The 13,753-nt window shown below is 42.0% G+C and carries 11 protein-coding genes; 4 read left to right on the forward strand and 7 right to left on the reverse strand.

The window, feature by feature from the left end; translation table 11 throughout:
* Positions 1-57: 57 nt before the first annotated feature.
* Positions 58-1,581, forward strand: a complete 1,524-nt coding sequence (gene glpK, locus CXF72_RS14205) for a glycerol kinase GlpK (protein WP_101039831.1) — start codon at positions 58-60, stop codon at positions 1,579-1,581.
* Between the two features lie 354 nt (positions 1,582-1,935).
* Positions 1,936-2,022 (forward strand): DeoR family transcriptional regulator, encoded by an 87-nt coding sequence (locus CXF72_RS19890; protein WP_232784995.1) that lies wholly within the window; start codon positions 1,936-1,938, stop codon positions 2,020-2,022.
* A 769-nt stretch (positions 2,023-2,791) separates the two neighbouring features.
* Here CXF72_RS19890 and CXF72_RS14215 read toward each other — a convergent pair.
* The 6 genes from CXF72_RS14215 to CXF72_RS14240 form a co-directional block, all read right to left on the reverse strand.
* The gene (locus tag CXF72_RS14215) at positions 2,792-4,513 is read right to left on the reverse strand and encodes an ABC transporter substrate-binding protein (RefSeq protein ID WP_101039833.1); all 1,722 of its coding nucleotides are present in this window, start codon (positions 4,511-4,513) and stop codon (positions 2,792-2,794) included.
* 103 nt (positions 4,514-4,616) lie between these two features.
* Positions 4,617-4,889, reverse strand: a complete 273-nt coding sequence (locus CXF72_RS14220) for a DUF2160 domain-containing protein (protein WP_101039835.1) — start codon at positions 4,887-4,889, stop codon at positions 4,617-4,619.
* Between the two features lie 9 nt (positions 4,890-4,898).
* Positions 4,899-5,699 (reverse strand): carbohydrate ABC transporter permease, encoded by an 801-nt coding sequence (locus tag CXF72_RS14225; RefSeq protein ID WP_101039837.1) that lies wholly within the window; start codon positions 5,697-5,699, stop codon positions 4,899-4,901.
* Positions 5,700-5,719: 20 nt separating this feature from the next.
* Positions 5,720-6,580, reverse strand: coding sequence for a carbohydrate ABC transporter permease (locus CXF72_RS14230; RefSeq protein WP_101039839.1), 861 nt, complete (start codon positions 6,578-6,580; stop codon positions 5,720-5,722).
* A complete protein-coding gene (locus CXF72_RS14235; protein WP_101039841.1) occupies positions 6,567-7,676 on the reverse strand; it encodes an ABC transporter ATP-binding protein in 1,110 nt (369 codons plus the stop codon). Before CXF72_RS14235 ends, CXF72_RS14230 begins: the two co-directional genes overlap by 14 nt.
* Positions 7,669-8,769, reverse strand: coding sequence for an ABC transporter ATP-binding protein (locus tag CXF72_RS14240; RefSeq protein ID WP_101039843.1), 1,101 nt, complete (start codon positions 8,767-8,769; stop codon positions 7,669-7,671). Before CXF72_RS14240 ends, CXF72_RS14235 begins: the two co-directional genes overlap by 8 nt.
* A gap of 763 nt (positions 8,770-9,532) precedes the next feature.
* Between CXF72_RS14240 and CXF72_RS14245 the strand changes: the two genes are divergently transcribed.
* Both CXF72_RS14245 and CXF72_RS14250 read left to right on the forward strand, forming a co-directional pair.
* Positions 9,533-11,422 (forward strand): sigma-54-dependent Fis family transcriptional regulator, encoded by a 1,890-nt coding sequence (locus CXF72_RS14245; protein ID WP_101039845.1) that lies wholly within the window; start codon positions 9,533-9,535, stop codon positions 11,420-11,422.
* A 415-nt stretch (positions 11,423-11,837) separates the two neighbouring features.
* Positions 11,838-12,611 (forward strand): DeoR/GlpR family transcriptional regulator, encoded by a 774-nt coding sequence (locus CXF72_RS14250; RefSeq protein ID WP_101039847.1) that lies wholly within the window; start codon positions 11,838-11,840, stop codon positions 12,609-12,611.
* Positions 12,612-12,665: 54 nt separating this feature from the next.
* Here the strand turns inward: CXF72_RS14250 and glpQ are convergent, their stop codons facing one another.
* Complete coding sequence (gene glpQ, locus CXF72_RS14255) at positions 12,666-13,745, reverse strand: glycerophosphodiester phosphodiesterase (protein ID WP_101039849.1); 1,080 nt, start codon at positions 13,743-13,745, stop codon at positions 12,666-12,668.
* Between the last annotated feature and the right edge of the window lie 8 nt (positions 13,746-13,753).

Below are 13,753 nucleotides of genomic sequence, written 5' to 3' on the forward strand. Positions count from 1 at the left end.
AACCAAGAAGTATGCAGACAAATTACAACTGAAAACTTATAGACAAAGGATAATATTATGACAGATAAAAAATACATTGTTGCATTAGACCAGGGTACAACCAGTTCTCGCGCCGTTATTCTTGATCACGATGCAAATATCGTCAGTGTTTCTCAACGAGAATTCACCCAAATCTATCCGCAGGCCGGCTGGGTTGAACATGATGCGATGGAAATTTATGCAACACAAAGTGCGGTATTAACTGAAACATTAGCGAAAGAAAGCATTCGCAGTGATCAAATAGCCGCTATTGGCATTACCAATCAGCGTGAAACAACCATTGTTTGGAATAGAGAAACAGGCAAGCCAGTATATAATGCCATTGTATGGCAGTGCCGTCGTACCGCTTCTATCTGTGAAACGCTAAAAGAACAGGAAGGTTTAGAAGAGTATATCCGTGAAAATACCGGTCTGGTGCTTGACCCCTACTTCTCCGGTACCAAGATTAAATGGATATTAGACAATGTTGAAGGCGCCCGCGAAGATGCTGAAGCAGGTAAGTTAATGTTTGGTACGGTTGATACCTGGTTAGTTTGGAAAATGACCCAGGGCCGCGTTTTTATAACTGACTATACTAATGCTTCCCGTACCATGCTGTTTAATATCAATACATTAGAATGGGATGAAAAACTCCTGAAAGCATTTGGCATTCCGCGCTCTATGATGGCTGATGTAAAAAGCTCATCTGAAGTTTACGGTGAGACCAACATTGGCGGCGTCGGTGGTACACGTATCCCTATTGCAGGTATTGCCGGTGATCAGCAGGCGGCTTTATATGGTCATATGTGTGTCAATAAAGGTCAGGCTAAAAATACCTACGGCACCGGGTGTTTCTTATTAATGAATACCGGTAAAGAAAAAGTAACCTCCAGCAATGGTCTGTTAACGACTCTGGGCTGTGGTCCGAGAGGCGAACCCGCATATGCACTTGAGGGCGCGGTATTTATGGGTGGTGCTTCTATTCAGTGGCTGCGCGACGAAATGAAATTACTCGCGGATGCTAAGGATTCTGAATACTTTGCCACTAAAGTTGATTCTTCAAACGGTGTTTACGTAGTGCCGGCATTTACAGGCTTAGGCGCGCCGTATTGGGACCCCTATGCACGAGGTACTATTGTTGGCTTAACACGCGGCGTCAATTCAAACCATATTATTCGGGCAACATTAGAAAGTATTGCGTACCAAACACGTGATGTGCTGGATGCAATGCAGGCCGATTCGGGTATTAAACTGTCGGCGTTACGAGTTGACGGCGGCGCTGTAGCGAATAACTTTTTAATGCAGTTCCAGTCAGATGTATTAGATACCACGGTTCAACGACCTGCTGTCACTGAAGTCACCGCACTGGGTGCCGCTTATCTGGCGGGTATTGCTGTCGGCTACTGGGATAGTTTGGAAGAACTGGCAGGTAAAGCTGTCATTGAACATTCATTCGAACCTCATGCGGATCCAATTAAACGTAAGCAGCGTTACAGTGGTTGGAAACGTGCAGTAAAGTGTGCGCAGGTATGGGCTGAAATGCACGATCAAGATTTTGAATAACGGCTATTTAGGAAAATATAAGTAGAAAACATCACTCATACTCATATCAAGAGTAGTAACCTACAAAAGAGTGTCATAAGACACTCTTTTGTATCATCAATCGGCCTCAAAACACATAATCCACCAGCCGAAGCCTGCCATATTAACGGCATTAAGATTTCGTCATTCGACATTCAATCGGATCGCCGATTATATCGCGTGTCCGCCTGTAGAAGCAGGCTTTAATCTCCTCTTTATTTCAATTCGAAACTCATACCCACTTATTATTTCATTAAACTGAAGGAGTTAAGTGCAGTTTCCCGAAGCAAACGACAGAGAATCATCGATCCCGTACAGAAAAATGAATATCTCAGTATCTATGACTTTGTTGGGCACTTTAAAGTAAGTCCTCAGACCATTCGCCGATATTTAAATGAACTGGCCGATGCAACGCCATCATAGTTGCGCAACTACCCCACTCCCTTTGGTAGAGTGTTTTTGCCTCTTCTACCTGATGCCTAAAGTTATTCCATCCTCCACTAACCTTAACAACTATATGTTCATCATCTTTAAATGCAAAATTGACCAAATAATAGTCTCTTAACCGTGCCCACACTTGCCCGATTGGATTTAGCTCTGGCGAATAAAGGGAAGGTACATAATAGCTAAATTATCGAATTGAATTACCTGACTTGTGCAATAAATTGGCGATGGAGCAGCCCGTAGGGTGCGCTCTGCGCAGAGCGCATCCTACGGATAACATAATAGCCACTCCATTAATTAACTTATCATGTCAATTCAATCCATTGAACAGAGTGTTTACATTCTTTCTAGATCACTGATAAAAATCTTCCACGCTCGGCTACATTTATGAATACCAAAGGTATTAATAAAGTGATCATATTTACTATTGAAATTTATCCTGACGGCTTTGTTAGCGTAAATTTTTCCTTTGAATAAAGTGATCATAAACTTAATGCTTTTGGTATAACTCACGGTTGAGCATACATAATTCGCCCCTAATGTGAGAGTAAATTTAGGTAATATATCTACAATTTATCTGCTGTTCACCCGCAGGGAATAGCGACATTATGAAACTAACAACCAATCTCTTATGAAATAAATTCAAATGGACATTCACCCTGAAAGTCCATTTGAATTTAAAAACAACAGCTTAAAAATGAAAAAACCGGCACAAAGGCCGGTTTAGTTATGATCATATCTCAGTTAATTAACCACCGATCAGATCTTTGTAAGCAATCGTTTTACCTTGTGGTTTTTCATTAGTTAACTTAGCTTTAGGTGCACCAGGTTGGCTTAACCAGAACTCTGGATCTTTCTCTGGATTAAGCTTAGGGCCACATTCACCTTGAGCATTAGCACGCTCTAAACGGCTCATTACTTTATCTTGAGCTGCGGCTAGACCATCCATAGCTTGTTGTGCTGTTTTTTCACCGCTAGCGGCTTCAGAAACATACTGCCACCATAATTGTGCAAGCTTAGGATAATCTGGCACATTTGTACCCGTTGGAGTCCATTGCTCACGTGCATCACTACGGTAAAATTCAACTAGACCACCTAACTTAGGTGCCAAATCGGTCATTTCCTGTGAATTCAGATCCGATTCACGAATAGGTGTTAAGCCAACAATTGTCTTCTTCAGAGAAACTGATTTAGACACAACAAATTGCGCATATAACCACGCAGCCTTACGACGGTCAACCGGTGTAGATTTTAAGAAAGTCCACGCGCCTGTATCCTGATAACCCACCTTCATCCCCTCTTCCCAGTAGGGTCCGAGTGGTGATGGTGCCATACGCCATTTTGGCGTACCGTCTTCATTTACTACGGGTCCAGGTTTAGTCATATCGGCAGTAAAGGCGGTATACCAGAATATTTGCTGTGCAATAGCACCCTGAGCGGGTACTGGTCCTGCTTCACCAAAGGTCATGCCAGGTGCTTCAGGTGGGGCATACTTGTCAAGCCATTCTACGTATTTAGCTGTTGCATACACTGCAGCAGGACCATTAGTTGCGCCCCCACGTGAAACACTTGAACCAACAGGATTACAACCTTCTACACGAATACCCCATTCATCAACCGGTAAACCGTTAGGAAGACCTTTGTCGCCCGCCCCTGCCATGGATAACCACGAATCCGTAAAACGCCATCCTAAAGAAGGATCTTTTTTACCGTAATCCATGTGCCCATAGACACGTTCACCATCAATTTCTTTCACTTTGACAGTAAAGAATTCGGCAATATCTTCATAGGCAGACCAGTTTAAAGGCACCCCTAACTCATAACCGTATTCGGCTTTGAATTTCTTTTTAAGATCTTCATCTGCAAACCAATCGGCACGGAACCAATACAAGTTTGCAAATTGTTGATCAGGCAATTGATAGACTTTTCCATCCGGGCCCGTCGTAAAGTCCAAACCAATAAAATCTTCTAGATCTAAGTCTGGGTTGGTAACCGCTTTACCTTCACCAGCCATAAAGTCACTGATTGGCACAACTTTACCGTAACGGAAATGGGTACCGATTAAGTCCGAGTCATTAACATAAGCATCATAAATATTGATCCCGGATTGCATTTGAGTTTGCAATTTTTCAACTACGTCACCCTCTTGAATCAAATCATGATTTACTTTAATACCAGTAATCTCAAAAAAGGCTTTGGCTAAGGTTTTAGACTCGTATTCGTGAGTCGTAAGCGTCTCTGAAGCAACATTTATTTCCATACCACGATAAGGTTTTGCCGCTTCAGTAAACCAGCTCATTTCCTCCATTTGCTGCTTTTCAGTGAGTGTTGATGGGGTGAATTCACTGCCAACCCAGTTTTGGGCAGCATCACTAAATTGATCGGCTATCGCCATACTACTGCATCCAGCAATCAACAAAGCAACACTCAAACGACCGAGTTTAAATACTGATTTTTTGTTATCTATCATTCTGTTCTTCCTTTTATTATTAAAAGTGCATAGTTTTACGGTAGGCACCCAATAGTGCCAGTAAACATCCTTAAGTAAGGTAATCGGTACTCTCTCTGTCATTTCACCCCCATTTCATTACAATAAACAGCCAAATTATGGCTATAGTTAACGGAACCGATAACGGCAACATTGTTAATCCTATGAACCCTAAATGAATAAATGCAGCACTCAATAAGCTGATAAAAATTCTATCTCCCCGGGTAGTTATAATCGGTAAAAAGCCTTTGCTTGCCACAGTAGGGCTTACTATTTCCCAACAAACCATGGTTAATATAATGCAGCCAATACCCACAAAAAACAGCGCCGAAGGCGTAGTCCAAGCCATCCATTCCATATTCTTCTCCTATACACGGCCAAGAGCAAAGCCCTTCGCCACGTGATTTCTAACAAACCAAATAACCACTACGCCAGGTAGAATAGTCAGTACCCCCGCCGCCGCTAATACTCCCCAGTCAATACCCGATGCGCTGACCGTACGGGTCATTACCGCTGCAATAGGTTTGGCGTCAACTGATGTCAATGTTCTTGCTAACAATAATTCCACCCAACTAAACATAAAGATGAAGAATGCTGTCACACCGATTCCGGAGCGGATTAAGGGAAGAAATATCTTCGCAAAAAACTTAGGAAAAGTGTAACCGTCAATATAGGCAGTTTCATCAATTTCACGCGGCACACCGGACATGAAACCTTCCAAAATCCAGACTGCTAAGGGCACGTTAAATAAGCAGTGCGCCAGAGCAACACCGATGTGAGTATCAAACAATCCCACCGATGAATAGAGCTGGAAAAATGGCAGCAAAAATACCGCGGGAGGTGACATTCTGTTGGTCAATAACCAGAAAAACAGATGCTTGTCGCCCATAAAGTTATAACGTGAAAAGGCATAGGCCGCAGGTAATGCCACCGTTAACGTAATAATCATATTCAGTGCTACATAATAGATAGAGTTAAGATAACCCGTATACCATGTAGGATCGGTAAAGATCGTCATGTAGTTGTCAAAGGTGAAAGTATCAGGCCAAAAACTCAAGCCACCCAATATCTCTGAGTTACTCTTAAACGACATCATTAACAGCCAGTAGATAGGCAATAGCAAGAATATAATATATACGCTAAGCCCCAGTGTTTTCTTCTTATTCATAAGTACATCCTTTGCGTTAATTATTTACTATCGCCATGGGTCATTGCGGTATAGAACAGCCAGCTGACTAATAGAATGATCAAGAAATAGATGATCGAGAATGCCCCGGCAGGTCCAATATCAAATTGCCCAACCGCCATCTTAGTTAATGCCTGACTTAAGAAAGTAGTTGAATTACCCGGTCCGCCGCCTGTTAATACGAAGGGTTCGGTATAAATCATAAAACTGTCCATAAAACGCAGCAGTACGCCAATCAGCAAAACACTTTTCAGTTTAGGTAATTGAATGTATCTAAATACCGCCCAGTTTGAGGCACGGTCAATGCTTGCAGCCTGATAATAGGCATCGGGAATAGCACGCAAACCTGAATAACACAATAAGGCTATCAGTGATGTCCAGTGCCAGACATCCATCAGAAGTACCGTAAACCAGGCATCCATTGGATTTGCGGCATAGTTATAATCCATGCCTAACGCATTAAGCCCCCAGCCAAACAATCCGATATCGGCACGCCCGAAGATTTGCCAAATTGTACCCACTACATTAAGCGGCACTAAGAGCGGCAGTGCTAATACCAGCAAGGTCACTACCGACCATTTACCGGCTTTGGGCATCATCAATGCGACCGCTATCCCTAATGGAACTTCAATCAGCAAAACGCTTCCCGAGAACACAAACTGGCGGACTAATGAATCCTGAAGACGTGAATTATTCAGGATCTCGCGGTACCATTCGACACCCACAAAATAACGGGTCGCCCCAAAAATATCTTGAATGGAATAGTTTACAACTGTCATTAAAGGCACAATGGCACTGAACGCCACCAATATAAATACCGGTAGAACTAAGAACCATGCTTTGTTGGATTTAGTTTTCTTCATTATGATCATCCTTGGCGACAAGAAATTCGTCGATATAAAGCATTAACCACTGCTCAGGGAAACTGATAAAGGCGTGTTCTTTAGGGACTTTCTGATCCTCCTGCAGACGCGCTTTAATCAAATGCTCACCTAATCTCAGGCTGACAATTTTGTAGGTACCCAAGTCTTCAACAAACTCGACTTCAGCCCGGTAAGCACTATCATCGGGGTCATCCCACACATGCACAAATTCAGGTCGAATACCCACCTTGAGGTTATTTGAATCGATCATTTGCAGAGCCTGTTTCTCCAGCTCATTGAGTGGAAATATTTTTTCACCTAAACAGACACCCTGCTCACAGCGCTTTACTTCCAAAAAGTTCATTCCCGGGCTGCCAATAAAATAACCAACAAAAGTATGGTTAGGCTGCTCGAACAGTTCGCGCGGTGTACCAAACTGTACTACCTGGCCTTGGTACATCAGGGCGATTTTGTCTGCAAAAGTAGAGGCTTCAAGCTGATCATGGGTGACATAGACCATAGTGGTCTTAAACTTCTGGTGAATCTGTTTCAACTTACGGCGCAGTTTCCATTTTAACTGCGGGTCGATAACCGTCAGCGGCTCATCAAACAAAATGGCCGATACATCATCACGTACCAAACCGCGCCCCATGGACACTTTCTGTTTTTCATCGGCGGTAAGATTGGCGGCTTTTTTCTTGAGTACCTCGGTCAGCTCAAGTATTTCTGCAATCTCGCTTACTTTGGATTGAATTTTGGCGTCGCCCGCGCCCATATTACGCAGCGGGAAGGCCAAGTTATCGAACACCGACATAGTGTCGTAGACCACCGGAAACTGGAAAACCTGAGCAATGTTGCGGTCTTGCGGTAGAATGTCATTAACTTTCACACCATTAAATAACACTTCACCATCGGAAGGTTTCAATAAACCGGAAATGATATTAAGCAGGGTAGATTTACCACACCCGGACGGCCCTAATAGCGCAAAAGCTCCTCCGTCATGCCACACATGATCCATCTCTCGGATTGCGTATTCTGGTTTTTCTGCATGTCTATTGTAACTATGCGCTAACGATTTTAAGTGAATTTCAGCCATGATAATTATCCTCAACTCTGCGGCTACATGCCTGGATTAAGTTGCCATCCTCATGAAATACATTGAGTTTATGGGTGGGTACATAAATTTTAATTTTTTCATCTACGGTATAGTTATGCACACCGGATAAATGCAGGACCATTTCAAAATGCGGATTACGCACGTGTAAAAAGGTCTCGGAACCACTTATCTCAGCGACTTCCACCTGAACTGAAATTTCCAGATCATCGTCATTTTTAGGTAATAAACTCAAATGGCTGGGGCGGATTCCAAATTGATAATCGCCTTCCTGCAGAGACTGAAGCTCACTGGTTCGCGGAAAATGAACGGTGTTATCAAAGGTGACTTCGGTTTTAGTGATACGCCCGGGAATCATGTTAATCGGCGGCTCATTAAACAGCGTCGCGGCGATCACGTTACAAGGCTTATGGTAAGTTTCGGCCGTTGGGCCGCTCTGAACAATCTGCCCTTCATGCAATATAGTGGTCGTGCCGCCGAGTGCCAGTGCTTCATTAGCCTCGGTGGTTGCATACACAGCAATGGTATTGCGCCTCGCAAATAATTCGCGCATCTCTTCACGCAACTCTTCACGCAGTTTATAATCCAAGTTCACCAGAGGTTCGTCAAAGAGAATAATATCGGCATCTTTTACCAATGCACGGGCCATCGCGGTGCGTTGCTGCTGCCCTCCCGACAATTCTAGAGGCATGCGCGAAAGAAAGGGGGTAATTTGCAACATATCGGAAATTTCTATCACTTTCTGTTTAATGACGGCTTCAGACTCCTTAGCTAAACGCAGCGGAGAAGCAATATTGTCAAATACGGTCATGCTTGGGTAGTTAATAAACTGTTGATAAACCATTGATACGTTGCGTTTTCGCACTGGCACACCGCTTACATCGAGCCCATTCACCAGCACTCGACCTGAAGTCGGTTTATCCAATCCGGCCATTAAACGCATCAAGCTCGTTTTTCCCGATAAGGTGCGGCCAAGCAGTACATTAAAAGAGCCTGATTCAAAAGTCAGGTTGGCATTATTGATATAGTACTGGCCATCTACTATTTGGGTTACATTTTCCAATGTCAGGGACATAGGCGATAATCTCCATTTTGATTAACAGTGAGACAAAAAATCATTTTCTGTGCAATTTGTCCAATTCTCATACTACAAAGCTAAATTCATGCCAACTTTTACAAAAAAACGTAACCGACTGATACTTAAAGTGAATAAAATTTTTTTCTTTTTTTTTGAAAATAAACAAACAGATTAATGAGCACTCTTGTTAACATAATGTGAACAGGATGTGAGTAAGTGTGAACAGATCACAGTAAAATGTGAACAGCTTGTAAATAAATATATTCATCTTCTACTCATTCACAGGCTAAAATTGAATAGGACGCTTATAGCAAAAAAATGATGATCTGAATTAATAAGGTCGGAATACTCATTTAAATCAATAGTTGAAGTGTTTTAAACTAATTGTTTCTGTTGGCATTAATCAATCGTAAGCATTAATTTTCGGGGGAAAGGCCCACTAAGAGGGGATTATTGTTAATATTTTTCCGTAACACGGTTACTTTCTCTTTGAAATATCCTTCTATTTCAAAGAGAAAGTATATTCATGAGCGTGATCCAACTCACTATTCAACTAAAAAAAACATAAAATATTTATAATGAGGCGATCTTAATCACAAATATTATAATTAAATACCCGCCAGATGTATTTGTACTCATTGCGTGATCAATGTAAATGTATTAATGCGCGTTTGTAATCATAATAGGCTCTTTTTCGAACATGAAGACGCAAAGCTTACAATGTTTTAATCGCGACAATGAAGAATAGGGGAGCAATAAAATGCCCACAAAACCAGTACATCATAGGACACATGAAGCGATGATAGTACAGTCCTGGCAACGCTGCCGAGAGTCCGGACTGACCCACAATTCAAAGCCAAATATTGAACGCCTAAGTGGTGGCTCGCTGTCTTCATTACTTGATGAGCATCATCGCCTTCTGACAACAACGCACAATGAAGTACTACCCTATTATGAAAACTTACTGCTCAACAGTAAGAGTCAGGTAATGCTGGCTGACCATCAGGGTTATGTGCTTGAAAATTGGGGTGATCAGCGCTTTAAGCGGGATAATCAAGAGATATTTACTCCCGGCAGCGGTTGGCAGGAATCCACATTAGGCACAAATGCAATAGGCACTGCGCTGAAAACCGGCAACATAGTGCAGATTGAGCGGGATGAGCATTTTTTAATTTCCAACCGTTTTATGACCGGTTCAGCGGCTCCTATTTTTGGTATAAACCGCGAGATGCTTGGGGTCATCGATATATCAACAGATACTTACCTGCCTGAATCACATACTCTGGGGCTGGTCAAAATAATGTCGCAAGCAGTAGAGAATCAACTGATTACCTCCCACTTTAAGAGTGAATATTTTATACTGCGCTTTAATACCAGCATCGAAAATATTGATAGTCAGTGGTCAGGATTAATCGTATTTGATGAAAATGGTTTAGTTATTTCAGCGAATCACCGAGCAGAAATCATGCTTGGCTGTGATTTAAAACTAGTGAATATATCGCATCTGTTTATGATTAATGTCAGTCAGTTAGTCAATCAACCCGAAGGTTTTCAGGTTCCATTAGTGACCACTCAACAATTCAGAGTACATGGGATAGTACATAAGCCCGTACAAGTAAAACCCCGAGCATTGGATTTTAGAACCGAGATTAAGCCTGAAAAGTCAGCCAGGCATGTATCGGATCAACACAAGTTTCTATTGGATGAGCTTAACCTTGGTGATCCCGTTATCGAGAAAGCAGTCGCCCAAAGCAAGCGCATTATTGACAAAGATATTCCTATTTTAATCTCCGGGGAAACGGGAGTGGGTAAAGAAGTATTTGTTAAAGCGATGCATTATTCAAGCCTGCGCAGCAAACAGAATTTGATTACGGTAAACTGTGCCGCTATTCCACAGGAGTTAGTTGAATCAGAACTTTTTGGTTATGAGAAAGGCGCATTTACCGGCTCAAGCAGTAAAGGTTATATCGGCCTAATCCGCAAAGCCGATAAAGGGACATTATTTTTAGATGAGATTGGAGATATGCCACTCAATGTTCAAGCGCGTTTATTACGGGTATTGCAGGAGCGCAGGGTTAATCCTCTGGGCAGCACCGAGTCCTATCCGGTCGATTTCAAACTTGTTTCTGCCACCAACTGCAATCTTAAAGAGTCGGTCGCAGCAGGCACCTTCCGTCAGGATTTATATTACCGGGTAAGCGGTTTAAATATAGAATTACCCGCACTCCGCCACCGGCATGACCGTCATAAACTGATTCAGTTTCTCCTTAACTATTACGCAGAAAACAAACAGTCTGCCGGGATCACAGAGCGCGCCATGGAGAGCTTTTACCGTCATCCCTGGCCGGGTAATATTCGTCAATTGGTCAGTGTGATTCAAATTGCGCAGGCAATGTCAGATAATGAAGCGATTGACTTTGAGCACCTCCCCGATGATTTTTTTATTGATATGGAAGCAGATGAAAGTCATGATCAGCCTTTAATTACCAGACCGGAAAATAAATCACCGGCAGACGATACAGATTCGAACAAAAACGACATAGTGGCGTTATATCAGTCGCTTAATTGTAATATTTCAAAAACCGCAGCAAAGTTATCCGTGAGCAGAAATACCGTTTATAAACGCCTGCGTGAGAGTGGTTTTAAATAAAATCATAATGACCTTAGGCTCCCAGCAAGTTGCTTTCCCCTTATTTAGGCCCTACCACTATTCTTTTAATCAATCGGCGAAAGTACAACTTCCACACTGGGATTATAAATTTTCAGGACAGTGATTAAGGCCAATTGCAGTGTTTTTCCTACAATGACTTCTCATTGCTGCGGATTACCGGGATAGTTTGAGGTAAAGCTGAAGGTTTAGTCATTCGAAATCTAATCGAATCGCTCATCATATCGAGTGTTCGCGTATAAACGTGGGCTTTAATATCCAATTACTTTCAATTCGAAACTAATAACCATCATATCGCTCAGCAACCTTGTTATTTCATTGCTATTCATTACCGTCACGGTAAACTTATTTCATTGGAGTTAGAGGATTAAATACAGAGAACAAGGAGCAGTATTTCGTGAAGCAAACTACCAGACATCAGAAAATCATCGATCTTGTACAGAAAAATGGCTATGTAAGCACCGACGACTTTGTTGAGCACTTTAAAGTAAGTCCTCAGACTATTCGCCGAGATTTAAATGAACTGGCCGATGCAAATAAAATACGTCGCCATCATGGTGGCGCAACGACCCCACTCAGCTCGATCAATACGGCTTATAATACCCGCAAAGCCATGCAGCTAAACGAAAAAGACAGCATTGCAGAAGCCTTGGTAAAATACATACCTAACGGTGCAACACTGTTTATTGATATCGGTACGACACCGGAGTCCATTGCGCGAGAATTAGCAAAAACGCACAAAGATTTACAGATTGTGACCAATAATATCAATGTCGCGTTTATATTGATGGGTAATGAGGATTTTAAAGTTATCCTGGCCGGGGGGGAAGTGCGTAATAAAGACGGTGGTATCGTCGGTGAGGCGACTTTAGATTTTATTAAACAGTTCCGTTTGGATTTTGGTATTTTGGGTATCAGCGGGATTGATTATGATGGTTCGTTATTAGATTTTGATTATCATGAAGTACGGGTTAAAAAAGCCATTATAGAAAACAGCCGCAGTGTCTATCTGGCGGTTGACCATACAAAATTTGGCCGTAATGCGATGGTTAACCTTGGTAATATAGCAGAAATAGATATGCTAATTACCGACCGGCCGCCGCCGAAAGAAATTACTGCATTATTAAAAGCGCACAAAATTCCCTTTGAAGTGGTTCCAGATGAGCGTTAAAAAAATAAGCACTTATCATTTTGATAAGTGCTTATTATTAATAAGCAACCTGAATCACTTTTTTTGTGTCTTTAAAAAGTTAACCACACGATCCGGAAAATCACTAAAGACCCCGTCTACGCCGGCTTTATTATAGAAAATATCTAAGAAACCTTCAAAATCCTGAGCATACTCCGGAATTTGTCCTTCATCTATCCTGAAGGTATAAGGGTGAACCTGCATGCCGGCCTGATGTGCATCCTTAACAAGAGAGGTGAATATTAACTTCCCTTTTTCTGATTCTGGCGCAACGACCATAGGATACCAGGGACCTACACCATCCGCATATTCTGCTATTTTTTTCATCGCACCAGGCTTAAACATCCAGTCATAGTCATAAGCAACAGGTTTACCATCGACATACGTCATGGTTTCACCCCAACTTGTTTCGGCCATTAACTGCACTAACTTGATGTCCATAGACAATTTTGGAAGCAGCTCATATTTAACACGTTTTAACTCTTCTGGATCAAAAGACTGAAAGTAGACTAAATCAGTTTTGCTGGTATAACCGTATTTTTTAAGCACCTTTAATACTGCCACACTAATGTCTTTACCTTCTTGTCGATGAAACCAGGGCGCTTTAATTTCAGGATAGATACCGATATTCTTACCCGTGCTTATATTTAAGCCCTGAATCATTTCGATCTCGTCTTCTAAAGTATGTACCTTAAAATCAGATTTCCAGATTGGAAAACGCTGTGCATAAACCGCCGTTTGCTCTCCATCCTTAATATTAAATGCTTCAGTCATTTTAAGACCTTTGATTTCTGCCAAAGTGAAATCGATAGCGTAATATCTGCCGTCTTTACGTTTACGATCAGGGTATATATCTGCGACATTAGTAACACGATCCAGATAATGATCATGCAGTACCACTAAGAAATCATCTCTGGTCATCACCACATCTTGTTCAATGTAGTCAGCGTCCATGGCATAAGCCATCGATTTAGCTTCCATACTATGCTCTGGAAGATAACCGCTGGCACCGCGATGGGCGACAACTATTTTTTCAGCGTGAGCAAAACTTGCTGCTGATGAAATCATCAGTAAACTCAGGAGCATTTTTTTCTGATTTAATAACTGTTTTAACATAGTTTCAT

Source organism: Psychromonas sp. MB-3u-54 (genome assembly GCF_002836415.1).
Lineage (GTDB): Bacteria > Pseudomonadota > Gammaproteobacteria > Enterobacterales > Psychromonadaceae > Psychromonas.